Raw genomic sequence first — 25,459 nt, 5'->3', positions numbered from 1 at the left:
AGCCTTCGAAACCCGTGATGCCGACGCAGGGATCGCCGCCACCCCGTCACGGCGGAGCCGGCATGCGCGCGGGCCGCTGCGCGATTGACGCCGCGCGCCAAAACCTCGTCTAAGCGGGCGATCCTAGCGGGGACGACGATGGCGGATTCGGGCGAAGCGGAGATCCTGTTCGAGCGGCGCGGGGCTTTGGGCCTCGTGACGCTGAACCGGCCGCGCGCCCTCAACGCCCTGACGCTCGCGATGCTCACGGCGATGCAGGCGCAGCTCGACGCCTGGGCCGGCGACGCCGCGGTGACGCGGGTGGTGCTGCGCGGGCGGGGCGGGCGCGCCTTCTGCGCCGGGGGCGACATCCGGCAGATCCACGCCCTCGCGAAGGCTGGCGATCACGCGGGCGTCGATGCGTTCTGGCGGGCCGAGTACGGCCTCGACGCCAGCGTGAAGCGGTTCGCGAAGCCCGTCATCAGCCTGATCGAGGGCCTGGTCATGGGCGGCGGCAACGGCATCTCGGTCCATGGGAGCCACCGGGTCTCGTCGGAGACCTACAGTTTCGCGATGCCGGAGGTCGGGATCGGCCTGTTTCCCGATGTCGGCATGACCTACGTGCTGCCGCGCCTGCCCGGCCTGACCGGAACCTACCTGGCGCTGACCGGCGCCCGGATCGGGCCGGGCGACGCCCACGCGGTGGGTCTGGCCACGCACCATGCCCCGGCCGCGGATTTCGACGCCATCGTGGAGGCTCTTGCGGGCGGGACGGCCGTCGACGCGGTGCTGGCGGCTCATGCCCGGCCGGCGCCGGAGCCGGGCGTGCTGGTGGCCGAGCGCACCCGCATCGATGCCTGCTTTTCCGCCGACACCGTCGGGCAGATCCTGGCGCGCCTCGACGCGGACGGGTCCGCCTTCGCGGCCGAGACCGCCGCGCTGATGCGCACGCGCTCGCCCACTAGCCTGACCCTGGTGCGCGAGCAGATGCGCCGAGGCGCGACCCTGAGCTTCCGCCAAGCGATGCTCACGGAATACCGCATGGTCAGCGCCCTGATGCGCGGGCCCGACTTCTTCGAGGGCGTGCGCGCCGCCGTCATCGACAAGGATGGCGCGCCGGCCTGGAACCCCGCCACCCTGGACGGCGTCGAGCCCGGCATCATCGCGGCCGCCTTCACGCCGGGTCCGGCGCCGGAACCGCGATTCGATCCATGATGGGAGCCTCAAGGTGCGTGGATTGACCAAGCTGGGCGGCCCCCGCGAGGCGCGGGGCCCGGGCGGGAGCGACCGGATCGAGCGGAGCCCGCAGGCCCCGCAGACCGGCTGGGACGTGGTGCTGATCTGGTTCATGCGCCTCACCGCCCTGTTCTGGCTGGCCAAGGCCGTGGCCAGCTGGGCCAGCATCCTCGACGTGCTGCCCGGGGCGCGGCCCTTCGAATCGGAGCCGATCGGGCGCCAGAGCGTCATCGTCTACTTCGCGGTGATCGACGCGATGGCGGCGGTGGGACTGTGGCTCACCAGCGCCTGGGGCGGCGTGGTCTGGCTGCTCGCCGCCACGAGCGCGCTCACCCTCGCGGTATTGACCCCGCAACTGCTGCCGATGGCGACACCATACCTGGCAGCACAAGCGGGAATTATTGCGTTGTATTTTATCTTGTCCTTCCTTGCGGCCCGGGAAAGCCGGTAAACGCGGCGTTACGTCGATCGCTTCATCTTGCATTTACCGAGAGAGGTAAATCGCAAATTCATCCTATCGCTTAAACCGTCTTTCATCTGCGACTCCTAGGTTGGCTTCATGAGCGGTGGCGAAGAACACCGGCCCGCAAAGCACAGAGACCTGACGAGGCCCATGATGAAGTCCCAGGCTGCCAAGGTTAGCAAGACCGACAACGCTCCCGAGACCGCCCCGGCGCATGGCTCGTATCTCGAGGCCCTGCACCTCGTCGAGCGGCTGCACCGCCGCCTGCTCGACGTGATCAAGGACGAGTTCGAGCGCCGCGAGCGCGAGGACGTCAACAGCGTCCAGGCCCTGCTCCTCTACAACATCGGCGACAAGGAGCTGACCGCGAGCGAGCTGCGCACCAAGGGCTACTACCTGGGCTCGAACGTCTCCTACAACGTGAAGAAGCTCGTCGAGGCCGGCTACCTGCACCATGCCCGCTCGAAGACGGATCGCCGCTCGGTGCGCATCAGCCTCACCGACAAGGGCCGCCAGGTCCACGACATCATCCAGAGCCTCTACGACAAGCACGCCCGCACCATCCAGCCGATCGGCGGCATCTCGGACGACGATTTCGGACGCCTCAACGTGGCCCTGAGCCGGCTGGAGCGCTTCTGGACCGACCAGATCCGCTACCGCCTCTGAGTGGGGAAGCGCTCGAATCCTGCCTGAGAAGCGCAAGCCCGGCTCGCCGGGCTTTTTCGCGTTCGAGGGCCTCGAGGCGCGGCCGGGTCAGGAACCGGCGTGCTCGGCGGATTCCTCGCCCGCCGGCTTGCCGTCATCGCGGGCGCGGTGGAGCATGAAGATCGCGAACACCATCGTGAGGATCAGCCCGGCGAGGACGCCGAGCTCGATCATCGAGGCCTGGAACAGCGCCTGCTTCTCCGGCGACCAGTCCTTGGCGTGGGTGATCTCCGACGATTGCAGGGTGATCACCAGGACGCGCCGGATCGAGGCGATGAGCCCGACGATGAGGAAGGGCTCGCAGGTCAGCTTGCCGGACCGCATCGAGACCCGCACCGTGTGCAGGATCTCGATGAGCATCAGCAGGAACAGCAGCCGGTCCACCACCTCCAGGATCTGGTCCGCACCGCCGAGGTGGCGCAAGGCTTCCCAGGTCAGCGCAGAGGCGTCGATCAGCGCGACGAGGGCGGTCAGAGCGAGGAGGAGGCCGAGCGCGGCGTAGATCGCGTGTTCGGTGTGGAGGAAAACGAAGCTCGCCGCGCGCGTGAGCCGGCCCTGATCGTCGCGGTCGTCGGACATGACGCGCTGCCCCCCTCTGATTGACCCGATCAGACAGGATCGCGGGGCGGTCGTCCAGGGCGGCCTGTCCGGACCGGACCCGGCGGCGCGATCACGGCTGCGTCAGAGCAGGTCCTCCACCCGAATCGGCAGCGCGCGGATGCGCCGGCCGGTGGCGTGGAAGACCGCGTTGGCGATGGCCGCGTTGACGCCGATGATGCCGAGCTCGCCCAGGCCCTTGAGTCCGAGGGGGTTCACGGCCGCGTCCGGATCGGGAACGAACAGGGCTTCGATGTCAGGCACGTCGGCGGCGGTGGCGACAAGGTACTCGGCCAGATCCGCGTTGCGGTAATGCCCCCTGTCGAGAATCGTCTCCTCCAGGAGCGCCGAGCCGAGACCCCAGACCATCCCTCCGGTGAGTTGGCTTCGGGCCGTCAGCGGATTGAGCACCCGCCCGGCCGCGAAGGCGCCCAGGAGGCGCGGCACCCGGATCTCGCCCGTCTCCGCATGGACCATCACCCGGGCGAACTGGGCCCCGAAGGCCCAGGACACGGACTCGCCGCCGGTGGCCAGGGCCATCCGGCCCGATTCGATGGCGGCCAGGGCGTCCGGCTCCGCGCCCACTGGGGTGAAGGCGGTCGTCGTCTCGACTTCCCGTGTACCGAGTCGCGCGAGGCAGCGGTCGAGGGGCGCGCGGCGCCCATCCGCCGCGACGAGGAACCCGTCCGCGAGACGGCAGGTCGCCGGGTCGGCCCCCGAAAGCGGGCCACCCTCTGCGACGGAGGCTGCGGCGAGGCGGCTCCGCAGGGTCTCGCAGGCCTGCGCCAGGGTGTGGATCAGGCTCGTGGTGGTGGCGGAGCCCCCCGAAAGGCCGGCGGCGGGGAGGTTGGTGTCGCCGAGCCGGACCGTCACCGATTCGGGGGCGATCCCGAGCCACTCGGCGGCGCCGAGGGCGAGCAGCGTCGTGATGCCGTTGCCGATCTCGTGGTGGGCGGTCTCCACGGTGGCGCGGCCCCCGGCCGCGAGCGCGACCCGCATGGTGGCCGGCGAGATCTTCACGGGCCGGGCCGAGGCGGCGCAGCCGAGGCCGATCCGCCAGGGGCCGTCCTGCATCCGCCCCGGCACAGGGTCGCGCTCCGCCCAGCCGAAGGCCTCGGCGCCCGCCTTGAAGCAGGCCATCAGCGGACGCGAGGAGAACGGCCGGCCCGAGATCGGGTCGGTGGCGGTGTCGTTGCGGCGGCGCAGTTCGATGGGGTCGAGGCGCAGCGCGTGCGCCATCTCGTCCACCGCGCTCTCGAGGGCGAAGAGGTAGGGCACCTCCGGGGGCGCCCGCATCGGCCCCGGGGTATTGCGGTCGACCCGCACGGCGCGCTCGTCGGTGCGCACGGCCGGGCAGGCGTAGAGGCTCGCGGTGACGTCGGTGCCCTCCATGGCGAAGGGGTCGAAGCGCGAGGCGATCACCTCCGCTTCGTGCACCAGGGCGGTGAAGCGCCCGTCGCGGGTCGCGCCGAGGCGGATGTCGTGCCGGCTCTCGGGCCGGTAGTTCGCGATGGTGAAGCCGTCGCGCCGGCTCGCCACCAGGGAGACGGGGCGGCCGAGGATGCGGGCCGCCAGCGCCACCGGCGCGGTGTACTGCGCCAGCGCCAGCTTGGCCCCGAAATGGCCGCCGATCGGCCCGGACACCACGCGGATGTCGGCGGGGTCGAGGCCGAGCTGCGCCGCAAGCCCGTGCCGCACGGCGCCGATATAGCGCGAGGGCTCGTGGACCGTGAGCCGGGGGCCCTCCCACGCGCAGGTGGTGGTGTAGAGCTCGATGGGGTTGTGGTGCTGGATCGGCGTGCGGTAGCGGCCTGAGACCGTCACCTCCGCCCGCACCAGGGCCGCGTCGGCGTCGCCCCGGACGGGGTCGTGATGCTTCGGCTTGAGGTCGGCCAGCCGCACCGTCTCGGCACCGGGCGCGTCGAACCCGTCCGCGAAAGGGGTGGGGGCGTAGCGCACGCCGACGCGGGCGGCACCCGCCTGGGCCGCCTCCCGACTCTCGGCCACCACCAGGGCGACGATCTGGCCCGCGTAGGCCACCGCGTCCGATCCGAGGGGCAGGTGCCCGCTATTGGCGTAGCCCCCCGCCATGAGATGCTTCACCGGGCGGATCGCACCGGCGAACTCCCGGTGGGTGAAGATGCCGAGCACGCCCGGCACCGCCCGCGCGGCCTCCAGGCTGAACCCCGCGATGCGCCCGCGCGGTATCGTGCTGGTGACGAGGGCCGCATGCGCGAGACCGGGCAGGGGGACGTCCGAGGCGTATCGGATCGTGCCCGTCACCTTCGCGGGCCCCTCCACGCGCGGATGCGGCTGCCCGAGCCGGATCGGGTGCGCGAGCGCGTCAGCCGGTATCGCCATGGGGTGTCCCTCGTTCCTCGTGGGGACAACCGGCGATCGGACACGCCTGATCCGGGCGCGACGCAGGGTCGCTCAGTCTCGCGGCGCTCCCGCCAGGAACGGCAACAGGTGCTCCAGCACGGCGCTCGGGGCCTCCTCCTGCAGGAGGTGCCCGCAGGGCAGGGCCTGCCCCGTGACCGCATCGGCCTTGGCGCGCCAGGTGGCGGTGACGTCGTAGAGGGCGCCGACCGTGCCGAGGCCGCCCCAGAGCGCGAGGAGCGGGGCCGTCACCCGGCGGCCGGCCGCCGCGTCGGCCCGGTCGTGGTCGAGGTCGATCCCGGCCGCCGCCCGGTAATCCTCGCAGATCGCGTGGATGCCGCCGGGGGCCCGGTAGCAGCGCAGGTATTCCCGCACCATCGCCTCGCTCGGCACGCCGCGCGTCCGGCTCTGGCCGGCGAGGTGGTGGCGCAGATAGGCCTCCGGGTCGGCGCCGATCATGCGCTCGGGCAGGGGTGCGGGCTGGATCAGGAAGAACCACCAGAAGTACCGGGTGGCGAAGGCGCGGTCCGTGGTCTCGTACATCGTCAGGGTCGGGGCGATGTCGAGGACGGCGAGGCGATCGACCGCCTCCGGGTGGTCGAGGGCCATGCGGTGGGCGACGCGCCCGCCGCGATCATGCCCGACCACGGCGAAGCGCGGATGGCCGCAGGCGCGCATCAGCGCCACCACGTCGGCCGCCATGGCGCGCTTGGAATAGGGGGCGTGGTCGTCGTCCGAGACCGGCCGGTCCGAATCGCCGTAGCCGCGCAGGTCCGGCGCGAACACCGGATGCCCGGCCGCCGCCAGGGCGGGCGCCACCGCGTGCCAGGTGGCGTGCGTCTGCGGATGCCCGTGCAGGAGAAGCACCGGCAGGCCCGAACCGCCGGGCGAGCGGGCCACCCGCAGGCTCACGTCGCCGAGGCCGATATCGGCCAGGGTGAAGCCGGCCAGGAACGGGCTCGGCCCGCGCTCGGTGATCGTCATCGGGACATGCCTCCGTGAGGGATCTCAGCCCTTCCAGTTCTTCAGGGCCCCGAACGGGCTCGCCGAGGGGTCGGGGGCGGGCGGGTTCAGGACCGGCTCCACCTGCGCGATGGCGTCGGCCAGCGAGAAGGCGGTGCCGCTGGTCAGCTTGCCGCCGGCCGCATCCTTGTGGCCGCCGCCCCGGAAGCGCCGGGCGCCCTCCAGGGCCGTCTCGTTGTTGGAGCGGAACGACATGGTGCCGGCCCGCTGCACGTTGAGCACGCGGCTGGCCCGGCCGCTCTCCATGATGAGGTCCGAGACCCGCTGGAAGGTGCCCGAATCGAGGCCGAAGGACATCAGCGTGCCGTCGGAGAGGGGATGGAACAGATCCGAACGGGCGAGCACGCGGGCGATCCGCATGCGGGTGGTGAGCGTGCGGTCGTCGCCGGCATCGTCCGCGAGGTAGCGGTCGAGGATGGCGGTGCGCAGGGCGCCGACCTGCCCCTCGATGCCCGCCGGCGTGGCCCCGTCGCCGAGGAGGCGCGCCACCCCGAGGAGGAGGTCGCTCACGAAGCGGTCGTGCCAGGGATGGCCGATGGGCACGAGGTTCGAGACGTTGTCCCAGAACATCTCGTCGAGGCTCAGGCCCGCCTGGAATTCCGCGCGGTCCTTGCGCCAGAGGTCGACGGCGTCCACCGCCGTCACCAGCGCCGCCAGGATCGGGTCCTCGCCCACCTCGCGACTGCCGGCTTCGCCGCTGGCGTAGAGCGCCCGGTGATCGTAGGCCAGCCGCGTGGCGCAGCGGGTCTCGTCGATGAGCACGACGATGTCGCGGTCCTCGAGGTCGAAGCGCTTCACATTCGGCGCCTCGGGGTCGACGCGGGGTTCGAGCTTGCCGTCACGGAGCTGGTCGACCGACGAGGCGTGGTGGTCGAGCACGATCAGGCGGTGGCGGGCGGCGGCGTCGCGGCGGCGGTTCAGGGCGGCGAAGCTCTTGATGAACGTCACCGCCACGGCCTCCAGGCCGAGATCGGTCATCACGATCATCTCCGGCTCGCGGGCCTTGCCGAGGCGCTTCAGCTCGGCCTCGACCACCGGGCCGACATCGGAATAGCGCGGCACGTGCACGATCCGCGACACGTCGACGAAGCGGCCGACCACCGTGGAGGCGCCGTAGCCGTCGAGGTCGTGATGGGTGATCTGGGTGACGTTCACGGCGCGGTCCTCGGGCGATTCGCGGGGTCTGGGCCGCGATGTCTCGGCCGCCTTATGCGGCAGGAGCGGCGCCGCGGCGAGCCCCCTGACCGGCGAACGGTTCGCCGGTGGATCATGCGCGGGGCGGGCTTGATTCCCGGACGCGAACCGGGATTGTGCGAACAGACCACGAACGAATGCCGGATCAGGGCGAGGAGGCATGTCCGCGATGCAGCCGGACGGTGGGGAAACGACCCGCAAGATCATCCACATCGACATGGACGCGTTCTACGCCTCCGTGGAGCAGCGCGACGATCCGGAGCTACGCGGGCGCCCCGTGGCGGTGGGCGGCTCGCGCGAGCGCGGCGTGGTGGCGGCGGCGAGCTACGAGGCGCGGGTGTTCGGGGTGCGCTCGGCCATGCCCTCGGTCACGGCGCGGCGGCTGTGCCCGGACCTCGTCTTCGTGAAACCGCGCTTCGACGTCTACCGGGCGATCTCGGAGCAGATTCGGGCGGTCTTTGCCGAGCACACCGACCTCATCGAGCCGGTCGCCCTCGACGAGGCCTATCTCGACGTGACGCGGAACCGGCAGGGGCTGGCCACCGCCACGGAGGTGGCCCGCGCGATCCGGGCCGCGATCCGCGAGCGGACCGGGCTCGTGGCCTCGGCCGGCGTCTCCTACAACAAGTTCCTGGCCAAGGTCGCCTCGGATTTCCGCAAGCCGGACGCGCTCTTCGTGATCACGCCCGCCATGGGGCCGGCCTTCGTGGAGGACCTGCCGATCGGGCGCTTCCACGGGGTCGGGCCGGTGACGGAGGCGCGGATGAAGGCGCTCGGCATCCTCACCGGCCGCGACCTGCGGGCGCTGAGCCTCGACGATCTCGTCGCCCGGTTCGGCGCCTCGGCGCCCTATTATTACGGGGTGGCGCGCGGCATCGACGAGCGCCCGGTGCGCGTCAACCGGATCCGGAAGTCCATCGGCGCGGAGAACACCTTCTCGGAGGATTCGGCAGACTACGCCGTGCTCGCCGGCCGGCTCGCGCCGATCCTCGACAAGGTCTGGGGCGCCGCCATGGCCAAGGAGGTGCGGGCCCGGACCGTGACCCTGAAGGTGAAGTTCGCGGATTTCGAGCAGATCACCCGGGCGCGCTCCCTGCCGGGCTTCGTACCGGACCGGGACGATCTGGAGCGCATCGTGCTGGCGCTCCTGCGCGAGGCCTTCCCGCTCCGGCGCAGCGTGCGCCTCCTCGGCGTCTCGCTCTCGGGCCTGGAGCACGGCCCGGCACCAGAACCGCGCCAGCTCGGCCTGGCGCTCTGAAGGATCGGCAAACGAAAGGGGCGCCATCCTCTCGGATGACGCCCCTCCCGGATCAGCAGGCCCCGCGAACGCAGCCCGCGATCACCCTCAGTTGAAGGTATCGATCTCGGCGGACTCGTAGCTGGTGACTTCCATGCCGACGCAGATTTCCTGGACGATGGGGGCAGACCACTTCATGACGTTTCTCCTGGTTGGGTTGGAGCCCGATCCGGGCGGAGCGGGCGGGTTCAGCCGAAGGCCGCGCCCTTAGTTGAAGGGATCGATCTCGGCCGACTCGTAGCTGGTGACTTCCATGCCGACGCAGACTTCCTGGACGACGGGGGCGGACCACTTCATGGGGGAACTCCTTCGTGTTCGACGCCCTTGATATGCCGTTGTGTTGGGCACAACACAAGTGGGCACTACACTTATATTTCTCATAGGATCGCGCGTCACGCCGGCCCGATCCGTGCTGCGCCCGCGAAATACGTCCGGCCATCAGACATATGGTGCCACTATCCCGGAATCGGAAGGCGCGCACCGGCCCATCCCCGGGTGGCCTCGGCAGGATACACCGACCCGTCGGCGGTACCGGCAGGCCGACGTCGCCCAGCGTGCGCCAGAGCGGCGCGCCGCGCGGACGCGGCCAAGTGTGACTCCTCAGACGAATCCACGTGGCGTAACACCTCCGCCGGCACGTTGGCGGCGCGTTCCCCGTCGCGTCACATCACGCGAGGCGAAGGCAGTGACAGGATGCGCAACCCGGGTCCGCGATCGGTCGAGATCGGAACCCTGGCAACATTCCAAGGCCCCGGTGGACAGCCGGGGCACCTGTCGGACCATGAACCGGAACGTGCAAGGAGATACCGGCGAAGACACACGCATGAGTCGGGCGATCGGGATGTGGGGCGTCGCCGGCCTGCTTCTCCTCGGCAGTTCCCCGGCAAGCGCGCAATCCAGCTTCGCTGCGGGGACGTCGCTGGACTGGCCCGGCGTGCTGACGGGGGCCTTCCTGGGGTTCCTCCTGCTGACGGGGGCCTACAACCTCGTCTTCTTCGCGATCCTGCGCGAGCGCCTCCTCCTCTGGCAGGCCGCGCGCGTGATCCTGCTCGTCGGCTTGACCGTCAGCCTGTCGTCGTTGCCCCTCGGCCCCTGGTTGCGCGGCGACGGCACGGCGCGGCAGATCCTGATCAACCTGCTGTTCGACGGATCGATCGCGATGATCGGCCTGTTCCTGGGCGCCCTCCTGGGGCCCGCGATGACCGGCGCCACGCTTCACCGGATGCTGCGCTGGCAGCCCGTGATGGTTGCGACGACGACTCCGGCCATGCTCCTGAGCGCCTGTCCGCCGCTCTACATGGCCTACCGGAACGCTGTCCTGCTCGGCATCCTCGCGCTCCTCTGCGCGGCGTTGGCGCAGGCGATCCGCCGGGGCAGCCGCACGGCCTGTCTCCAGGCGGCGGCCTGGACGGGCGTGCTGACGGTGTGCGGCATCAGCCTCTTCCACGACATCGTGCTGGGACGGCCGTTCGGTCTGTTCCTCTATGCGCTCTTCACCGCCCTGGCGATCGAGATGCTCCTCTCGACCGTCGAGGCCGGTGATCGCTTCATGCGGCTGAAACGCGAGCATGACGAGGCGCGGACCCTCGCCACGGTACTCGACAGAATGGCGCGCACCGACCCGCTGACCGGCCTCTACAACCGGCGCGGCCTCGAGGCACAGTTCGTCCAGCATCGTCCGAAGGCCCTCGCCATCCTCGACATCGACCATTTCAAGCAGATCAACGACCGCTTCGGCCACGAGCGCGGCGACGCGGTGCTCACCGCCGCCGCCGCCGCGCTCGCATCGGGCGAGGCCTTCGCGGCGCGGATCGGCGGCGAGGAATTCGCTCTGCTGTTCTACGGCGACCGGGCCGCGGCGGAGGCCGAGATCCTGCGCAGCCTGATTCCTGAGCGGGTCGCCCGCGACGTCCCGGACGTGGACCGGTCCGTCACGGCCAGCGCGGGCCTCGTTCCGGTGACGCCGGACATGGACTTCGCGGGTGCGCTGCGCGCCGCGGACCTTCGCCTCTACAGCGCGAAGACGGCTGGACGAGACCGTCTGATCGGCGTCTGCGACGACCCGCCGGTGTCGGGCGCCGCCGCGTCGGCCGCAACCTCAGCGACGGCACGGACTGGCCTCGTCCCTGCCGGGGACGCGACCGATTACCCTCGCTCCCACACAGGCCGCGATCGGAGACGCCAACGCATTTGAGCAACGCAGCCGAGGCGCATCGTTCGGCCCCCGCGTTTCGGGCTTGACGCAGGCGGGCGACGAGGCGCACTCACGCGCCGCCGAGCGCCACCGCCCGTGATTCACGGGCCGGTGCGCGTCCCGGCTCCCCATCGACGAACCCCATGCCCAGCGACAGTCCAGACCGATCGCCAGACCGATCGCCCGCGCCGTGCGCGGCCGCATCCGCTCCCGTCTCCCGACGCTGAAGGCCCCCCGGGCTCCCGCGCGGCGGCCGGCGCGGACCGGCCCGCCACGGCGAGGCGCGGCCAGGATCGCGCCACCAAGCCCAGGTGAGCCCATGAAGGTGAGCCCATGAACGAGATCGCCCCCTTCCCCTCCGGCATCGATCCGGCGGTGCTCGCCGCACGCCTGTCGGACGAGCGCGCCCCCGACATCGTCGAGGCCCTGAACGAGGAGGCACCCGAGGTCGCGGCCGCGATCCTGCTCGGCCTGTCGCAGGAGCGGGCGATCGAGGTGCTCGATCAGCCGGAGCTCGACCGCGCCGCCGACATCATCGAGATGCTGCCGCGCGACCGGGTCGCCTCGTTCCTGTCGGGCATGTCGGCCGACCGGATCACCGACATCTTCCGCGAGATCGAGGAGCCGGGGCGCTCCGACCTGCGCGCCCGCCTCGATGCGGAGACGCGGGGCGCCGTGGACCAGCTCAGTGCCTACGGCGAGGAGACCGTGGGCTCGCTGATGACGACGGAGTTCGTCGCGGTGCCGGGCAACTGGACGGTCCAGCAGACCCTCGACCACGTCCGGCAGGTGGAGAAGACCCGCGAGACCATCTACGCGATCTTCGTCCTCGACCCGCGCACCCGCGCGCTGACCAAGGCGGTCCCCCTGCGCCGGCTGATCACCGGCCAGCCGGGGGACAACGTGCTCTCGGTGGCGCCGAACCGGCGCCCGCTCGCGGTCTCGCCCACCGCGAGCCGCGAGGAGGCCGCCCGCCTGATCTCGAAATACGACCTCCTGGCGCTCCCGGTCATCGACGCGGTCGGCCACCTCATCGGCATCGTCACCGTGGACGACATGATCGACGCCATGGTCGAGAAGCAGACGCAGGACGTGCAGCGCTTCGGCGGCATGGAGGCGCTGCCCGAGCCCTACATGGACATCCGCTTCGGAACGATGATCCGCAAGCGGGCGGGCTGGCTCTGCGCCCTGTTCCTCGGCGAGATGATGACCGCGACCGCCATGCAGGGCTTCGAGGGCGAACTCGAGAAGGCCATCGTGCTGACCCTGTTCATCCCGCTGATCATGAGCTCGGGCGGCAATTCCGGCAGCCAGGCCACCTCGCTCCTCATCCGCGCCCTGGCGCTGCACGAGGTGCGCCTGCGCGACTGGTGGCGGGTGGCCCTGCGGGAACTCCCCACCGGCCTCGTGCTCGGCACGATTCTGGGTGCGATCGGCATCGTGCGCATCGTGGTCTGGCAGAAGACCGGGCTCTACGATTACGGCGTGCACTGGCCCCTGGTCGCGGCCACCGTCGGGGCGGCCCTGGTGGGCATCGTCACATTCGGCTCGCTCACCGGCTCGATGCTGCCGTTCCTGCTGCAGCGCCTCGGCTTCGACCCCGCCACCGCCTCGGCCCCCTTCGTGGCGACCCTCGTCGACGTCACGGGGCTCGTCATCTACTTCTCGGTCGCGATGCTGATCCTGCGCGGGACGCTGCTCTAAGCAGGTTTCGCAAAAGTGGTCGCCGGTTTTGCGGCTAAAACCTGCGACATATCAAAGAGCTAAGCAGGGTGAAGCGTTGGCTTGCCAACGCGAACCTGCTTAGAAGGGCGCCCCGTCAGACCCGCGCGGCGCCAGTTCAGGCCCGCGCCTGCAGGCCCGCTTCGCCGAGGACGGCGTTCGTGAGGCGGTCGGGCCCGATCTCGTCGGCGGAGTAGCCGACGAGGGCGGCCAGGCTCTCGCGGGCCCGCCAGACCCGGCTCTTCACCGTGCCGATCTTGCAGCCCATCACGGTCGCCGCCTCGTCGTAGGTCATGTTGTCGATGGCCACGAGGGTGAGGGCCTGGCGCAGGGTGCTCGACAGACGGCCGATGGCGGCGGTCACGTCTTCCAGGTCGAGCACCGCCCCCTGCGCCGGCAGCGTCACCAGCTGGGCCGCGTAGCTTCCGTCGCTGTCCTCGACCTCGTGCACCCGCTTGCGCTGGCCCGAGTAGAACGTGTTGCGCATGATGATGGTGAGCCAGCCGCAGACGTTGGTGCCGGGCGAGAAGCTCTCGCGGTACATCCAGGCCCGCAGCATGGTGTCCTGCACGAGGTCGTCGGCGCGGGCGGCGTCGCGGGTCAGGGACAGGGCGTACTTGCGCAGGCCCGGGGCGTGGTCCCGAAGCCCCTGGCGAACCTCAGCCGTGAGGGTCTCGCCCCGGGCCGCCAGCACCGCCTCCAGGCGGGCGATCAGGACGGCGAAGCGGTCGGGCCGCTCGTCTTCCAGGGAGGCGTAGGCCTCGCGCAGGTGCTGGCCGAGACATCGTCGGATCGAGGGCGCGAGCAGGGGCGCCGCGGCGTTCAGGGCTGGGGACGGAGCATCAGATCCTGATTGCGATGTCATCCAGTGTCTTCTCAGGGCGACCGGAAGCGGTAAAAGCCGACTTCCTCCAGTGTTCTTGAGTTGTGCAAGATCGTTTTGATGCATGCATCAACACAGGTTAAGACGTCGAAACGAGGGTCTGAATCGCACGAAAACGTACAGAATTTTGCTATTTACCAGCAAAAAGGCTTTTTATCGCGGTCAGATCACGGAACCAACTCGAAAGAGCCCACCACGGCAGGGAGCCGGGCGGCCTCGGTCTCGGGAGGAACGCATGATGCGCATGGATTCGACCGGGCTGATTTCGGTGCCCGCCAAGATCTCCGGAACACCGACGGCGATCATCCCGCTCGGGTTTTGAACGAAGCGGTCGTCGGGCGTGAGCCCGCTGCCGAGAAGCATCGGCGTCGCTCCCACAACGCCCTCGGGCTCGACGATGCCCACCTCGATCGCGCCCGGACCCGTCTTGGTGATCGACGCCTCGCCGGGCTCGGGAAAAAACGGCTCCCGGATCGGCATGTGCGGCTGGAGCAACGCGAAATCACCCGGCGAAAGACGTTTGAGCAAGCGGTTGCGGACAGCAGATTGCTCCGGCAGCGGCACAGCACCGTCCCCTCGATCGAGAGAACATGAAGTCTGATATCGTCCCGCATTCCGGAATATGTGCTTGCGCTCAGGCAGATACCCGTACGACGGCGCGCAGAGGCAGCGCCGCTGCGAAGTATGTCTGGTCGTCGAGTTTTCGCAGCGTCGGGCATCGTACCGAGGCAAGGGATTAAGTTCATCGCCTGTGGAACGGAATTCGGCACCGAGCGCTTCATCTGACTTGCGGGGCAGAGCAACCGGCTGTTTCGATAGCAGTTCAGGGTTTTTCTGGTTCATGCGACGAAGGCGGTGTCTCTCGTGCCTTTCATCCAGGCGGGATTGCCTTGGCTCGCTACGAAGTGACCGTTGCCGGAGTTCAGGAACCGAAGGGGCATGCTAGGTTTTCGCTTGCATCACTCCGTCAGGCGCGCCGCTCGCTGCGATGCTTCCCTGCCGGACAATCAGCCATGATCACGGACCGGCGCGCGGTGCGGGCCCCCTTCCTGCACGCGGACCAGCCGGCGCGCGGCGACGCCGGCGCGCTGATCCGGCGGCTGGAGCAGTTCGACGCCCTGGAGGGGGAGGCGCGGAACGCCCTGGAGCGGATCGCCGGCACCGCGTCCTCGGTGGCGGCGCGAACCGACCTGATCCGGGAGGGCGAGGCTCCGGAGGGAATCTTCATCCTCCTCGACGGCATGGCCTGCCGCAGCAAGCTGCGTCGGGGCGGCCCCCGGCAGATCACCGCCTACCTGATTCCCGGCGACTTCTGCGACCTCGACCTCGCGCTCCGCCCGCGCATGGACCACACGGTCTCCACGATCTCGACCTGCCGGGTGGCGCATCTCGATTTCGCCAGCATCCAGCAGCTGGCGGTGGAGGCCGGAAGCCTCGTCCAGACCATGCGCCGCGCAACGCTCGTGGATGACGCGATCTTGCGGGAATGGCTGCTGAACGTCGGCGCCCGCAGTGCCATCCAGCGCATCGCCCACCTGTTCTGCGAACTGCTGACGCGGTTTCGCGCCGTCGGTCTGGCGCAGGGCGACAGCTACGAACTGCCGATTTCGCAGCTCGACCTCGCCGACACCACCGGCCTCTCGACCGTTCATGTCAATCGCACCCTTCAGGACCTGCGGCGCCAGGGCCTCATCGAGTTCCGCTCCCGCAGCCTGATGATCCGCAACCTCCCGCGCCTGCAAGCCCTCGGGGAGTTCGATCCGAGCTACCTCGCGCGCTGGGGGCCTCCATCGCCACCTGATTGAGATGGCGCGCAGAGCGCCGGATCGGAACTCGATAAACGAAAAACCCCTCGCCTCCTGAGAGAGGCGAGGGGTTCTTGCACGATCCTTCGCACAGGGCGTACGAAGTCTGTGGCTGTTTCAGTCGATCGGGCGGGCGACCGGATCGGCGGCGCGGATGTCCTCGGGGAGCGACGCGAAATCCACGTAACCGGCCTCACGCGCCATGGCATCCAGGGCCGACGTCGCGTCGCAGGCGCTGCCGGTCCACAGGATCGCACCGTTGGTCATCTGGCGAATCTCGAAGATGCTCATGATCCGTTGCCTCGGGCTGAACTTGTCAATTCGCCTGAAAACGCATCCGCGCGGCGAAGGTTGCATGCCTGGGGCCCCGAACGGGCGCGATGGTTCCGATCGGCTCGAGACCGCGAACAAGAGCCTGGCGCCTTGAAAACGCCGGCCTCTTCGTAGAGGCCTCGGGCTTCCGTCGACGCCTTCTCCGAGATCCGTCCGCCATGCGCCGCCTTCCCACGCTTCACGCCGGCGCGATGGCCCTCCTGGCAGGTCTCTCCGGGTTCACCGGTGCCGGAGCCCGGGCGGCGGACGGTCCGGCGGTGCCCGATCCGGCCGCGGTCGCCCCAGCCGTGACCGTGGCGCTGGCCGCCCCGCGCGAAGTGGTCGAGCGGGCGGTCGTCACCGGAACGCTGGTGCCGCGGGACGAAATCCTGGTGGCGCCGGAAGTCGAGGGCCTGCGCATCACCGAACTCCTGGTGGAGGAGGGTGCGCAGGTCGCGCGCGGCCAGCCCCTGGCCCGGCTCTCCCTGGAGATGGTCCTCACGCAGGAGGCGGCCAACGCCGCCACCATCGCCAAGGCGCAGGCCGCGATCCTCCAGGCCCGCAGCCAGATCGTGCAGGCCGAGGCCGCCCAGGTGGAGGCGAACCTCGCCCTGGAGCGCACCCGCAGCCTCATCCGCACCGGCAACGCCACCGCGGTGACCCTGGAGCAGCGCGTCTCCACGGCGCAGGCCAACGAGGGGCGGCTCGGTGCCGCCCGGGGCGGCCTGCAACTGGCGGAAGCCGACCTCGCCGCGGCGCGGGCGCAAGGGGCCGAGATCGCTCTGCGCCGCACCCGCGCCGAGATCCGGGCTCCGGAAGCCGGGATCGTGAGCCGGCGGACCGCCCGGATCGGCGCCACCGCCACGGCCTCCGGCGAGCCGATGTTCCGTCTGATCGCCCGGGGCGAGATCGAACTCGAGGGCGAGGTGCCCGAGACCTGGATGCCGCGCCTGCATGTGGGTGATCCCGCCCGCCTCGACTGGGACGGTGGGCGCACCCTCCTGGGCCGGGTCCGCCGGATCGACCCGGAGATCGACCGCGCGACCCGCCTCGGCCGGGTCCGCATCAGCCTCGATCCCGATCCGACCCTGCGCATCGGCGCCTTCGCGCGGGGCAAGGTCGAGGTCGCCCGGCGCACCAGCGTGGCTGTCCCCCTCTCGGCCCTGCTCTACGGGGCAGATGGCGGGGCCAGCGTCTTCGTGGTCGCCGACGCGCGGGTCGAGGCCCGCACGGTGGTGCCGGGCCTCTCGGCGGAGGGCGCCATGGAGATCCGCTCGGGGCTGAAGGCCGGGGAATCGGTGGTGGCCCGCGCCAGCAGCTTCCTGCGCGACGGCGACCGGGTCCGGGCCGTGGTTCCGTCCCCCGTGGCGCCGACGCCGGCAAAAGCCGCCGATGCCGCTCCTCGCTGATCGGACGAGTCCATGCGCCTGAACATCTCCGCCTGGGCGATCCGCGAGCCGATCCCCTCCATCGTGCTGTTCCTGGTCCTGGTAGTCCTCGGGCTCGTCAGCTTCCGGGCGCTGCCGATCACCCGCTTTCCCAACATCGACATCCCGATCGTCTCGGTCCAGGTGCTGCAGTCGGGCGCCGCGCCCTCGGAACTCCAGACCCAGGTCACCAAGGTGATCGAGGACGCGGTGGCGGGGGTGAAGGGCGTCAAGCACGTCATCTCGACGATCTCGGAGGGCGTCTCCAGCACCACCATCGAGTTCCGCCTGGAGGTGAACAGCGATCGGGCGGTCAACGACGTCAAGGACGCCATCTCGAAGGTGCGGGTGAACCTGCCCCGCACCATCGAGGAGCCGATCATCAACCGCGTCGAGATCGCGGGCCTGCCGATCATGATCTACGGCGCCTCGGCGCCCGCGATGACGCCGGAGGACCTGTCCTGGCTCATCGACGACGTCATCGCCCGGCAGGTGCAGAGCGTGAAGGGCGTCGGCGGCGTCGAGCGCCTCGGTGGCGTCGCCCGCGAGGTCCGCGTGACCCTGAAGCCGGACCGCCTGCTGGCCCTCGGCATCACGGCGGCCGACGTGAACCGGCAGCTCCGCCTCACCGCCGCCGACATGGCGGGCGGGCGCGGCGAGCTCGGCGGGCAGGAGCAGTCCATCCGGACGCTCGCCGGGGCGGCCAGCCTCGACACCCTGGCCGAGACCTCGATCATCGTGCCGGGCGGGCGCAAGGTCCGCCTCGACGAGCTCGCCACCCTGGTGGATGGCTCGGAGGAGCCGCGCACCTTCGCGCGCTTCAACGGCGAGCCCGTCGTCGCCTTCGCGATCTCGCGCTCCACGGGCGCCAGCGACGCCGAGGTCGCCACCGGGGTCGCCAAGCGCATCGCCGAGCTCGGGAGCCGGCACCCGGGCGTGCGCTTCGACCTGATCGACACCTCCGTCATCAACACGGTGGGCAACTACCACTCGGCGATGCTGAGCCTCGTGGAGGGGGCGGCGCTGGCCGTCATCGTGGTGTTCCTGTTCCTGCGCGACTGGCGCGCGACGCTCATCGCCTCCATCGCCCTGCCGCTCTCGGTGCTTCCGACCTTCTGGGTCATGAGCAGCCTCGGCTTCTCGCTGAACGCCGTCAGCCTGCTGGCCATCACCCTGGTGACCGGCATCCTCGTCGACGACGCCATCGTGGAGATCGAGAACATCGTCCGGCACATGCGGATGGGGAAATCCCCCTACCGCGCCGCGCTCGAGGCCGCCGACGAGATCGGGCTTGCGGTCATCGCCATCACGGCGACGATCATCGCGATCTTCGCCCCCGTCTCCTTCATGAGCGGCATCGCGGGCCAGTACTTCAAGCAGTTCGGCCTCACCATCGCGGCGGCCGTGTTCATGTCGCTGCTGGTGGCGCGCCTGATCACGCCGCTGCTCGCCGCCTACTTCCTGCGCGACCACGGCCCCGACCACACCCGCGAGGGACCGGTGATGCGGGGCTACACCCGCGTGGTCGCGTGGTCGGTGCGCCACAAGTTCATCACCCTGGTGCTGGGGCTCGCGTGCTTTGCCGGGTCGATCCTGTCCACCGGCCTGCTGCCGGCGGGCTTCCTGCCGGCGGAGGACGCCGCCCGCACCATCTTCGTGGTGGAATTGCCCCCGGGCGCGCGGCTTTCCGACACCACGCAGGTCAGCGACGGCCTGGTGGAGCGCATCCGCGCCCTGCCGGAGGTGCGCAGCGTCTTCGTCGACGGCGGCCGCCAGCTACCCGCCAAGAAGGAGGTGCGGCTCGCCACCTTCACCATCAACCTGACCCCGAAGAACACGCGGCCTCGCACCCAGAAGCAGGTCGACATCGCGGTCCGGGCGATCCTGCACGACGTACCGGACATCCGGTTCTGGGCCCTGCGCGAGGGCGGGCAGCGCGACGTCACCCTGATCGTGTCGGGCCCCGACAAGGCGGTGGTGGCCGACACGGCGGCGCGGCTCCAGCGCGAGGCAGCGGGCGTACCCCACCTCGTCAACGTGCTCTCGACCGCGCCCCTCGACCGCACCGAGATCCGCATCCGCCCGAAGGCCGGCATCGCCGCCGAGCTCGGCGTCTCCACCGACCTCATCGCCGAGACCGTGCGGGTCGGCACCATCGGCGACATCGGCGCGAATCTCGCCAAGTTCAACACGATCGACCGGCAGGTGCCGATCCGGGTGCAGTTGCCCGAGCGCCTGCGCGGCGACCTCGACCAGCTCGAGACCCTCAAGGTTCCGGTCAAGGGCGGGGGCGCGGTGCCGCTCTCCACCGTGGCCGACCTCAGCCTCGGGCGCGGCCCCACCGCCATCGACCGCTACGACCGCGCCATCCGCGTGGCCCTAGAGGCCGACATGGAGGGCTCGGACGCCCTCGGCTCGCTCATCGACGCGATCCTGGCCCTGCCCGCCGCCAAGGACCTGCCGCCGGGCGTCACCATCCGGCAGACCGGCGACGCCGAGGTGATGGGCGAGGTCTTCGAGGGCTTCGCGCTCGCCATGGGCGCCGGCCTCATGATGGTGTTCGGCGTGCTGGTGCTGCTGTTCGGCAACTTCCTGCAGCCGCTCACCATCCTGTTCTCGCTGCCGCTGTCCATCGGCGGCGCGATCCTGGGCCTCCTCATCTTCCACATGCCGATCTCGATGCCGGTGGTGATCGGCATCCTGATGCTGATGGGCGTGGTGACGAAGAACGCCATCATGCTGGTCGATTTCGCCGTCGAGGAGATGGCCCGCGGCGTCGATCGCGCCACCGCGATCATTGATGCCGGCCGCAAGCGGGCGCGGCCCATCGTGATGACCACCATCGCGATGGCGGCCGGCATGGTGCCCTCCGCGATGGCGCTCGGCATCGGCGGCGAGTTCCGCGCGCCGATGGCGGTGGCGGTGATCGGCGGCCTCATCGTCTCCACCGGCCTGTCGCTGATCTTCGTGCCGGCGATCTTCGTCCTGGTGGACGATCTCTCGGGCCTGTTCGTGCGCCTGTTCGGCCGCTTCGTCGGCGCGGTGGACGAGCCCACCGAGGGCGAATTCGCGCTGCCCCAGCCGCGCTCCGCCAACGACCCGAAATCGATCCTGCCGCCGCGCATCGCCGCCGAGTAGGGCGGCGACGGGCATCCGAAACGACGAAGGCCCGGACCTCGCGGTCCGGGCCTTCGTCGTCGGGACGGTTGGAATCGCCGGAGCGATCAGCCCTCGCTGCGCTCGGCCAGACGGCTCGCGGCGAAGCAGAGGCCACCGGCGACGATGAAGAGCACCACGAAGGTCTTCACGGTGGCGTAGAACAGCGCCGGCTCGATGCCCGCATCGGTGTAGAGCACCGCGCAGATGGCGCCGATCGGCAGGAGCAGGAGGATCAGGAGCGGGGTCAGCGGGCTGTTCATGGGGCTCAACCTCTTCGGGACCCGGCGCACCGGCCCCTATGGCGTTCACTGCGCCCCTCATAGCATCGCGGTACGGCGCCCGCCAAGCGTGTGCAGTCAAGCTCGGATGCGGTCAAACATCCCGCATCCGTCGCCGGATCGCTCTTTGGTCAGGCCGGAATCCGAACCGTGGCGCGCAGGCCCCCGAGTGGGCTGTCGTGCAGGCCCACATCGCCGCCATGCGCCCGGGCGATGTCGCGGGCGATGGACAGGCCGAGACCGGAGCCGCCGGCATCCTGGCGCGCGTCGTCGAGGCGCACGAAAGGCTTGAACACCTCCTCGCGCTGGTCGAGGGGGATGCCCGGCCCGTCGTCGTCGATGGAGACCAGGAAGGAGCGCGCCTCGCGCCGGCCCGTGATGGCCACGGTCTCTCCGTAGCGGGCGGCGTTCGCCGCGAGGTTGAACAGGCAGCGGCGGATCGCGTCCGGCCGCAGGGTGACGTGGGGATGATCCTCCATCTCCACCGCCTCCACGTGGGCGCCGAGGCGCTCCACGTCGGTGCGCAGATCCTCCAGCAGCGCCCGCATGTCGGTGGGCACCGCCACCTCGCCGGAATCGCCCCGCGCGAAGGCGAGGTAGGCCTCCAGCATCCGGCTCATCTCGTCGACGTCGCGTTGCAGGTCCTCGACCTCCGGCGTCTGCTCCACGAGGGCGAGGGAGAGCTTGAAGCGCGTGATGATGGTGCGCAGGTCGTGGCTGACCCCGTTGAGCATCGTCGTGCGCTGTTCCATCGCCCGCTCGATGCGTCGCTTCATCTCGATGAAGGCGTGGCCCGCCTGCCGGACCTCGCGGGCGCCGCGGGGTCGGAACTCGATCTCGCGGCCCTTGCCGAAGCTCTCGGCCACCGCGGCGAGGCGCAGGATCGGCTTGATCTGGTTGCGCAGGAACAGGATGGCGACGCCGAGGAGCACCAGGGACGAACCGCTCATCCAGAGCAGGAAGATGTGCGAGTTCGAGGCATAGGCCATGCTGCGGCGCGCCGTGACGCGCATGACCCCATCGGGGATCGAGACACGGATCTCGATCAGGCTGGAGCGGCCCACCGTGTCGATCCAGTAGGGCCGGCGGATCTGGCGGCGGATCTCGTCGGAGAGCGCCTCGTCGAGGATCGAGAAGAACGGGCGCGGACCCGCCGGCGGGAGCTTGGCGCCCTTCAGGATGTCGACGTCGAGGTTGAGCCGGTCGTTGGCGATCCGGGTCAGGGTCTCGGAATCCTTGTCCTGCGGGTAGCTCTCGTAGATGTCGATCAGCGCGGCGACGTCAGCCGTGACGGCGGCCGAGAGGCGGCGGGTCACGAGCTGCCAGTGACGTTCCATGAACGTGTAGGCGATCACCGACTGGAGCAGCACCACCGGCGCGATGATGATGATCAGCGAGCGGGCATAGAGGCCCTTCGGCAGCACGTCGCCGATGGCCCGGGCCACGCGGCGCCAGATGCGGGGGCGGCGGGGGAGGGCGGCGAGCCAGGTGGCGGTGCGCCCGATCAGGCCGGTGGCGGCCATGGTCTCAATCGACCGCGAGGCGGTAACCGACGCCCCGCACCGTCTGCAGGAACAGGGGATTGGCCGGGTCGACCTCGGTCTTGCGGCGCAGCCGGTTGATCTGCACGTCGATGCTGCGCTCGGCCGCGAGGCCACCACCCCCGGCCAGGGCCTCGCGCTCGACGTTGCCGCCCCCGGCCTGGGCCAGGACGGTGAGGATCTCGCGCTCGCGCTCGGTGATGCGGATGGTCTCGTCCGCGCGGCGCAACTCGCCCCGGTCGATCCGGTAGGAGAACGGCCCGAAAGTCACGGTGTCGTGCCCGATCGCCTGACCATCGCCGCCCGGGCTGCGGCGCTTGATGATGTTGGAGAGCCGCAGGATGAGCTCGCGCGGCTCGAAGGGCTTGGGCAGGTAGTCGTCGGCGCCGATCTCCAAGCCCATGACCCGATCGTTGGGGTTCGAGCGCGCGGTGAGCATCAGGATGGGCACGCGGGAGGATTTGCGCACCTCGCGCGCGTAGTCGAAGCCGCTCTCGCCGGGCATCATCACGTCGAGCACGAGGGCGTCGAAGACGAAGCACTGCGCCTTGGTCCGGGCCTCCGGCACGTTACCGGCCGAGGTGACGCGAAAGCCCTGCTCGAAGAGGAAGCGCGCCAGCAGTTCGCGCACCCGGCGGTCGTCGTCCACCACGAGGATGTGGGGCGCGTGGTCGGGAAGCTCCGTGCTCCCCCGGGGGCTCGGTGCCGCCATCAGGCGGCGCTCCGGACGCGCCGCGCCATCAGCCGGCGCACGGCCGCCCGGGCGTCGGGCTCGATCATCCCGAACAGGAAGCTCTCGGCCGAGGGCTGCGCCGTGCGCCCGGCTTCCGTGTCCGCCAGGGCGCGCGCCACCCGCCGGCTCTGCACCCGGATGAGGTCGCCCGCCAGGACGGTGCCGGCGGCCGTGCAGAACAGGAGCCGCTGGCGCCTGTCGTTCGTGCCGGTCTTCTGCGTGATGTAGTCCTGCTCGATCAAGTCCTTGAGCACCCGGTTGAGACTCTGCTTCGTGATGCGCAGGATATCCAGGAGTTCGGCGATCGTGAGGCCCGGATAGCGGTCCACGAAATGCAGCACCCGGTGATGCGCCCGCCCGAAGCCGTACTGGGCCAGGATGCGGTCCGGATCGCCGACGAAATCCCGGTAGGCGAAGAACAGCAGTTCGATGAGGTCGTCGCCGGACCCGCCGGCCAGGGTCGGGTCCTCGGAATCGGCATCGGGCATCGCGCGGGCTGTCACGTCGGGTGCGGCCTGAATTTACGTCAGTGTTGTTGACATGTTCCAGCCGCGCCGGGAGCCGTCAAGCGGTCGGTGCCGTTTGGCCACCGCCGATGCCTGTCTTTCAGGTCCATCCGAAGCCGTGAGGACCTGGGACACCCTGCCACGGGGACGACCGCGCGGGGAAAGGCTCGCTCCGGAACCCGCCTCGGAGCCCCGCGTTTCCAGAACAATTCAAGAACAAGAGGATTTCCATCGTGGCCAAGACACAGACTTCGAAGACCCAGACCTCCGATGCCCAGCCCGCCGGGAATCAGGAAGACGCCGCGCAGACCAATCCGAAGACCGACCCGAAGGACACCTCGAACCAGATCAAGGATCCGAGCGAGTGGACCACCGGCGGTGAGCCGATGACGGGCGCACAGGCCTCCTACCTCAAGACCCTCTCGGAGGAGGCGAAGGACCCCGAGGCCTTCGATCCGGACCTCGACAAGGCCGAGGCCTCCCAGCGGATCGACGCCCTGCGCAAGGAATCCGGCAAGGCCTGAGCCGCATCACCGTTCCGGGCCGTCTACGGCAGCGTCCGAGACGCCTCGGGACGGCAAATGGAGCGGCATGGGAGACTTCGAGACGCGAAACGCGTGACTTTGAGATGTGAAATGCGCACCGCGGACCTTCTTCACGGATCAGCTTAAGTCCTCCGCAACGAAGCCGGTCCTAAGGTCACGCCGGAACGACCCCGGCGAGAGACGATCGGCGAACATGGACAGACGGGAACCGACCGGACCCGAGGCGGAGGCCGAGCGACACTTGGTCTGCCGAATCCGTTCGCTCATGTCTCGCTTTCGAACGGATACCAGCGGCGCGACGGCCATAGAGTATGGATTGATCGCCGCCCTGACCTTCCTCACGGTCGTCGGCGCCCTGCGGCTCTACGGCGACCGCATGACGGTGATGTACGAGTTCATCGGCAGCAAGGTCGGCAGCGCCTCTTCCTGAATGATGACACCGCCACGGGGCACCCGGCCACGGCCGCTCGGGTGAGATTCCGCTCCAGGCGCCGGCCGGTGCCACGAACAGAACCGGTCTGCCGCAGGGGCTACTTCAGCGCCCGCTGCGTCCGGCCCCCGTCTTGGAGCGTCCGCCACCGGGGGCCGGGGCGTCGGAGCCTTCCGCATCGCCACCGCCGGCTCCCTGCCAGAACGTGTCGAACAGTCGCTGCATCGCGCGGGCATTCTCCTGCTGCACCTCCAGGCCGGTCTGGAACATCTGCTGCATCATCTCGAAGGGGGCATCCGCCGCCGACGCATCCTGAGAGGCCCCCTGAGCGGACTGGGGGGTCTTGGAACTGGTCGCCACGGCGAGGCGCGGCGGGGGCTTGCGGGCCGGCGTGCTCTGGGCGGCGGGCGCCGCCGGGCCGCCCGACTTCATGAAGCTCTCCATCATCTCCGACCAGACGTTGGGCGGGAAACCGAAGGGCTGGGCCTGGCTCTGCGGCGCCGGGGACGGCGCCTGGTTGATCATGACGTGGACGATGCCCGCCACGACCATCCCGGCCATCAGCGGGAGCATCTGCTTCAGGGCCGGCGTCGCCACCCCGCTCACGGCGGCGGCCTGCTGGAGCACGGCTTGGCTGAGATGGGGCGAGCCGAAGAGCTGCCCGACCAGCATGTCCATCTGGGGCGAGGGCTTGTCCATCTGGAAGAAGGGCTTGGCCGTCGTCGGCGGGTTGGGGGCCACGAAGTTGAAGAGCTTGGCAAAACCCATGGGGTCGTGGGCGGCATTGCGCTGCAGGCCCATGGTCAGGGCCGGCAGAAGCGCTTCCATCGCGCGCAGAGCCTGCTCCTGCGTCAGCCCGAACTGAGGCCCGAAGCCCTGGAGGTTGGCGCCCGCCTGCGCCTGGAGAATGTCGAACAGGTTGAACATGGCGGCCTCGCGGACGAACGGCGACATGCCCGGGGGATGCCCGGACGCGCCCCCGAACTCTGTCGCATCGGCGGGGCACTGACCAGCCCGCGCGCCTCATGGGCGCCCGATTCCATGTCGACGC

General features: G+C 70.0%; 25 protein-coding genes. 11 read left to right on the top strand and 14 right to left on the bottom strand.

Going from position 1 to position 25,459, the window contains the following annotated elements; all coding sequences use genetic code 11:
- Positions 1–138 precede the first annotated feature (138 nt).
- The 3 genes from MKK58_RS22945 to ldtR all read left to right on the top strand — a co-directional run bounded on the left by MKK58_RS22945 (position 139) and on the right by ldtR (position 2,344).
- Positions 139–1,194, top strand: coding sequence for an enoyl-CoA hydratase/isomerase family protein (locus MKK58_RS22945; RefSeq protein ID WP_243915151.1), 1,056 nt, complete (start codon positions 139–141; stop codon positions 1,192–1,194).
- A gap of 13 nt (positions 1,195–1,207) precedes the next feature.
- Positions 1,208–1,666 (top strand): DUF6163 family protein, encoded by a 459-nt coding sequence (locus MKK58_RS22940; RefSeq protein WP_243915148.1) that lies wholly within the window; start codon positions 1,208–1,210, stop codon positions 1,664–1,666.
- Between the two features lie 165 nt (positions 1,667–1,831).
- Positions 1,832–2,344, top strand: a complete 513-nt coding sequence (gene ldtR, locus MKK58_RS22935; RefSeq protein ID WP_243915487.1) for a transcriptional regulator LdtR — start codon at positions 1,832–1,834, stop codon at positions 2,342–2,344.
- 87 nt (positions 2,345–2,431) lie between these two features.
- Here ldtR and MKK58_RS22930 read toward each other — a convergent pair whose 3' ends face one another.
- From MKK58_RS22930 to MKK58_RS22915, 4 genes are all read right to left on the bottom strand, one after another.
- A complete protein-coding gene (locus MKK58_RS22930) occupies positions 2,432–2,962 on the bottom strand; it encodes a phosphate-starvation-inducible PsiE family protein (protein ID WP_238282442.1) in 531 nt (176 codons plus the stop codon).
- A gap of 102 nt (positions 2,963–3,064) precedes the next feature.
- Positions 3,065–5,341 carry a xanthine dehydrogenase family protein molybdopterin-binding subunit gene (locus tag MKK58_RS22925; protein ID WP_243915147.1) on the bottom strand — a complete coding sequence of 759 codons (2,277 nt, stop codon included), beginning with the start codon at positions 5,339–5,341 and terminating at the stop codon, positions 3,065–3,067.
- Positions 5,342–5,413: 72 nt separating this feature from the next.
- Positions 5,414–6,343: an alpha/beta fold hydrolase gene (locus MKK58_RS22920; RefSeq protein ID WP_243915145.1), complete on the bottom strand. Its 930-nt coding sequence runs from the start codon at positions 6,341–6,343 to the stop codon at positions 5,414–5,416.
- 24 nt (positions 6,344–6,367) lie between these two features.
- Complete coding sequence (locus MKK58_RS22915) at positions 6,368–7,537, bottom strand: dimethylmenaquinone methyltransferase (RefSeq protein ID WP_243915142.1); 1,170 nt, start codon at positions 7,535–7,537, stop codon at positions 6,368–6,370.
- A 199-nt stretch (positions 7,538–7,736) separates the two neighbouring features.
- On the opposite strand from MKK58_RS22915, the gene dinB reads away from it, so the two are divergent.
- The gene (gene dinB / locus MKK58_RS22910; RefSeq protein WP_243915141.1) at positions 7,737–8,834 is read left to right on the top strand and encodes a DNA polymerase IV; all 1,098 of its coding nucleotides are present in this window, start codon (positions 7,737–7,739) and stop codon (positions 8,832–8,834) included.
- Positions 8,835–8,921: 87 nt separating this feature from the next.
- Here dinB and pqqA (MKK58_RS22905) read toward each other — a convergent pair whose 3' ends face one another.
- Positions 8,922–9,011, bottom strand: coding sequence for a pyrroloquinoline quinone precursor peptide PqqA (gene pqqA, locus MKK58_RS22905; RefSeq protein WP_056092902.1), 90 nt, complete (start codon positions 9,009–9,011; stop codon positions 8,922–8,924).
- Between the two features lie 69 nt (positions 9,012–9,080).
- On the bottom strand, positions 9,081–9,170 hold the full coding sequence (pqqA, locus tag MKK58_RS22900) for a pyrroloquinoline quinone precursor peptide PqqA (RefSeq protein ID WP_019902976.1): 90 nt from the start codon (positions 9,168–9,170) through the stop codon (positions 9,081–9,083).
- Positions 9,171–9,696: 526 nt separating this feature from the next.
- On the opposite strand from pqqA (MKK58_RS22900), the gene MKK58_RS22895 reads away from it, so the two are divergent.
- Both MKK58_RS22895 and mgtE read left to right on the top strand, forming a co-directional pair.
- Positions 9,697–11,067: a sensor domain-containing diguanylate cyclase gene (locus MKK58_RS22895; RefSeq protein WP_243915137.1), complete on the top strand. Its 1,371-nt coding sequence runs from the start codon at positions 9,697–9,699 to the stop codon at positions 11,065–11,067.
- Positions 11,068–11,400: 333 nt separating this feature from the next.
- Positions 11,401–12,771, top strand: coding sequence for a magnesium transporter (gene mgtE, locus MKK58_RS22890; protein ID WP_243915136.1), 1,371 nt, complete (start codon positions 11,401–11,403; stop codon positions 12,769–12,771).
- Between the two features lie 136 nt (positions 12,772–12,907).
- Here the strand turns inward: mgtE and MKK58_RS22885 are convergent, their stop codons facing one another.
- Together MKK58_RS22885 and MKK58_RS22880 are read right to left on the bottom strand one after the other, a co-directional pair.
- Positions 12,908–13,654 carry a sigma-70 family RNA polymerase sigma factor gene (locus MKK58_RS22885; RefSeq protein ID WP_243915130.1) on the bottom strand — a complete coding sequence of 249 codons (747 nt, stop codon included), beginning with the start codon at positions 13,652–13,654 and terminating at the stop codon, positions 12,908–12,910.
- 180 nt (positions 13,655–13,834) lie between these two features.
- Positions 13,835–14,515 carry a hypothetical protein gene (locus MKK58_RS22880; protein WP_243915128.1) on the bottom strand — a complete coding sequence of 227 codons (681 nt, stop codon included), beginning with the start codon at positions 14,513–14,515 and terminating at the stop codon, positions 13,835–13,837.
- A gap of 170 nt (positions 14,516–14,685) precedes the next feature.
- On the opposite strand from MKK58_RS22880, the gene MKK58_RS22875 reads away from it, so the two are divergent.
- Positions 14,686–15,477, top strand: coding sequence for a Crp/Fnr family transcriptional regulator (locus MKK58_RS22875; protein WP_243915125.1), 792 nt, complete (start codon positions 14,686–14,688; stop codon positions 15,475–15,477).
- Positions 15,478–15,594: 117 nt separating this feature from the next.
- Here the strand turns inward: MKK58_RS22875 and MKK58_RS22870 are convergent, their stop codons facing one another.
- Complete coding sequence (locus MKK58_RS22870; RefSeq protein WP_243915122.1) at positions 15,595–15,768, bottom strand: hypothetical protein; 174 nt, start codon at positions 15,766–15,768, stop codon at positions 15,595–15,597.
- A gap of 200 nt (positions 15,769–15,968) precedes the next feature.
- Between MKK58_RS22870 and MKK58_RS22865 the strand changes: the two genes are divergently transcribed.
- On the top strand, positions 15,969–17,198 hold the full coding sequence (locus MKK58_RS22865) for an efflux RND transporter periplasmic adaptor subunit (RefSeq protein WP_409565298.1): 1,230 nt from the start codon (positions 15,969–15,971) through the stop codon (positions 17,196–17,198).
- A gap of 12 nt (positions 17,199–17,210) precedes the next feature.
- Positions 17,211–20,354, top strand: coding sequence for an efflux RND transporter permease subunit (locus MKK58_RS22860; RefSeq protein ID WP_243915121.1), 3,144 nt, complete (start codon positions 17,211–17,213; stop codon positions 20,352–20,354).
- Between the two features lie 86 nt (positions 20,355–20,440).
- Here the strand turns inward: MKK58_RS22860 and MKK58_RS22855 are convergent, their stop codons facing one another.
- The 4 genes from MKK58_RS22855 to MKK58_RS22840 all read right to left on the bottom strand — a co-directional run bounded on the left by MKK58_RS22855 (position 20,441) and on the right by MKK58_RS22840 (position 23,415).
- Complete coding sequence (locus tag MKK58_RS22855) at positions 20,441–20,635, bottom strand: hypothetical protein (protein WP_243915115.1); 195 nt, start codon at positions 20,633–20,635, stop codon at positions 20,441–20,443.
- Between the two features lie 149 nt (positions 20,636–20,784).
- Positions 20,785–22,176: an ATP-binding protein gene (locus MKK58_RS22850; RefSeq protein WP_243915114.1), complete on the bottom strand. Its 1,392-nt coding sequence runs from the start codon at positions 22,174–22,176 to the stop codon at positions 20,785–20,787.
- A 4-nt stretch (positions 22,177–22,180) separates the two neighbouring features.
- Positions 22,181–22,906: a response regulator gene (locus MKK58_RS22845; RefSeq protein WP_243915113.1), complete on the bottom strand. Its 726-nt coding sequence runs from the start codon at positions 22,904–22,906 to the stop codon at positions 22,181–22,183.
- On the bottom strand, positions 22,906–23,415 hold the full coding sequence (locus MKK58_RS22840) for a MarR family winged helix-turn-helix transcriptional regulator (RefSeq protein ID WP_243915112.1): 510 nt from the start codon (positions 23,413–23,415) through the stop codon (positions 22,906–22,908). Before MKK58_RS22840 ends, MKK58_RS22845 begins: the two co-directional genes overlap by 1 nt.
- A 251-nt stretch (positions 23,416–23,666) precedes the next feature.
- On the opposite strand from MKK58_RS22840, the gene MKK58_RS22835 reads away from it, so the two are divergent.
- Together MKK58_RS22835 and MKK58_RS22830 are read left to right on the top strand one after the other, a co-directional pair.
- Entirely contained in the window at positions 23,667–23,957 is a 291-nt protein-coding gene (locus MKK58_RS22835; RefSeq protein ID WP_243915111.1) for a DUF3072 domain-containing protein, read from the top strand.
- A 286-nt stretch (positions 23,958–24,243) separates the two neighbouring features.
- Positions 24,244–24,408 carry a Flp family type IVb pilin gene (locus tag MKK58_RS22830; RefSeq protein ID WP_243915110.1) on the top strand — a complete coding sequence of 55 codons (165 nt, stop codon included), beginning with the start codon at positions 24,244–24,246 and terminating at the stop codon, positions 24,406–24,408.
- Between the two features lie 105 nt (positions 24,409–24,513).
- Here MKK58_RS22830 and MKK58_RS22825 read toward each other — a convergent pair whose 3' ends face one another.
- The gene (locus MKK58_RS22825; protein ID WP_409565308.1) at positions 24,514–25,335 is read right to left on the bottom strand and encodes a DUF937 domain-containing protein; all 822 of its coding nucleotides are present in this window, start codon (positions 25,333–25,335) and stop codon (positions 24,514–24,516) included.
- Between the last annotated feature and the right edge of the window lie 124 nt (positions 25,336–25,459).

Source organism: Methylobacterium sp. J-078 (genome assembly GCF_022829285.1).
In the GTDB taxonomy this organism is placed as follows: Bacteria; Pseudomonadota; Alphaproteobacteria; order Rhizobiales; family Beijerinckiaceae; genus Methylobacterium.
This window is presented reverse-complemented; position numbering and strand designations above follow the sequence as displayed.

Bases quoted from the DNA above. Each gene is read 5' to 3' on its own strand.
- MKK58_RS22850 (WP_243915114.1), bottom strand. From the start codon at position 22,176: ATGGCCGCCACCGGCCTGATCGGGCGCACCGCCACCTGGCTCGCCGCC.
- MKK58_RS22825 (WP_409565308.1), bottom strand. From the start codon at position 25,335: ATGTTCAACCTGTTCGACATTCTCCAGGCGCAGGCGGGCGCCAACCTC.
- MKK58_RS22945 (WP_243915151.1), top strand. From the start codon at position 139: ATGGCGGATTCGGGCGAAGCGGAGATCCTGTTCGAGCGGCGCGGGGCT.
- MKK58_RS22895 (WP_243915137.1), top strand. From the start codon at position 9,697: ATGAGTCGGGCGATCGGGATGTGGGGCGTCGCCGGCCTGCTTCTCCTC.
- MKK58_RS22920 (WP_243915145.1), bottom strand. From the start codon at position 6,343: ATGACGATCACCGAGCGCGGGCCGAGCCCGTTCCTGGCCGGCTTCACC.
- MKK58_RS22860 (WP_243915121.1), top strand. From the start codon at position 17,211: ATGCGCCTGAACATCTCCGCCTGGGCGATCCGCGAGCCGATCCCCTCC.
- mgtE (WP_243915136.1), top strand. From the start codon at position 11,401: ATGAACGAGATCGCCCCCTTCCCCTCCGGCATCGATCCGGCGGTGCTC.
- pqqA (WP_019902976.1), bottom strand. From the start codon at position 9,170: ATGAAGTGGTCCGCCCCCGTCGTCCAGGAAGTCTGCGTCGGCATGGAA.
- MKK58_RS22875 (WP_243915125.1), top strand. From the start codon at position 14,686: ATGATCACGGACCGGCGCGCGGTGCGGGCCCCCTTCCTGCACGCGGAC.
- MKK58_RS22930 (WP_238282442.1), bottom strand. From the start codon at position 2,962: ATGTCCGACGACCGCGACGATCAGGGCCGGCTCACGCGCGCGGCGAGC.
- ldtR (WP_243915487.1), top strand. From the start codon at position 1,832: ATGAAGTCCCAGGCTGCCAAGGTTAGCAAGACCGACAACGCTCCCGAG.
- MKK58_RS22880 (WP_243915128.1), bottom strand. From the start codon at position 14,515: ATGAACCAGAAAAACCCTGAACTGCTATCGAAACAGCCGGTTGCTCTG.
- MKK58_RS22830 (WP_243915110.1), top strand. From the start codon at position 24,244: ATGTCTCGCTTTCGAACGGATACCAGCGGCGCGACGGCCATAGAGTAT.
- MKK58_RS22840 (WP_243915112.1), bottom strand. From the start codon at position 23,415: ATGCCCGATGCCGATTCCGAGGACCCGACCCTGGCCGGCGGGTCCGGC.
- MKK58_RS22845 (WP_243915113.1), bottom strand. From the start codon at position 22,906: ATGGCGGCACCGAGCCCCCGGGGGAGCACGGAGCTTCCCGACCACGCG.
- pqqA (WP_056092902.1), bottom strand. From the start codon at position 9,011: ATGAAGTGGTCTGCCCCCATCGTCCAGGAAATCTGCGTCGGCATGGAA.
- MKK58_RS22870 (WP_243915122.1), bottom strand. From the start codon at position 15,768: ATGAGCATCTTCGAGATTCGCCAGATGACCAACGGTGCGATCCTGTGG.
- MKK58_RS22925 (WP_243915147.1), bottom strand. From the start codon at position 5,341: ATGGCGATACCGGCTGACGCGCTCGCGCACCCGATCCGGCTCGGGCAG.
- MKK58_RS22865 (WP_409565298.1), top strand. From the start codon at position 15,969: ATGCGCCGCCTTCCCACGCTTCACGCCGGCGCGATGGCCCTCCTGGCA.
- MKK58_RS22885 (WP_243915130.1), bottom strand. From the start codon at position 13,654: ATGACATCGCAATCAGGATCTGATGCTCCGTCCCCAGCCCTGAACGCC.
- MKK58_RS22855 (WP_243915115.1), bottom strand. From the start codon at position 20,635: ATGAACAGCCCGCTGACCCCGCTCCTGATCCTCCTGCTCCTGCCGATC.
- dinB (WP_243915141.1), top strand. From the start codon at position 7,737: ATGTCCGCGATGCAGCCGGACGGTGGGGAAACGACCCGCAAGATCATC.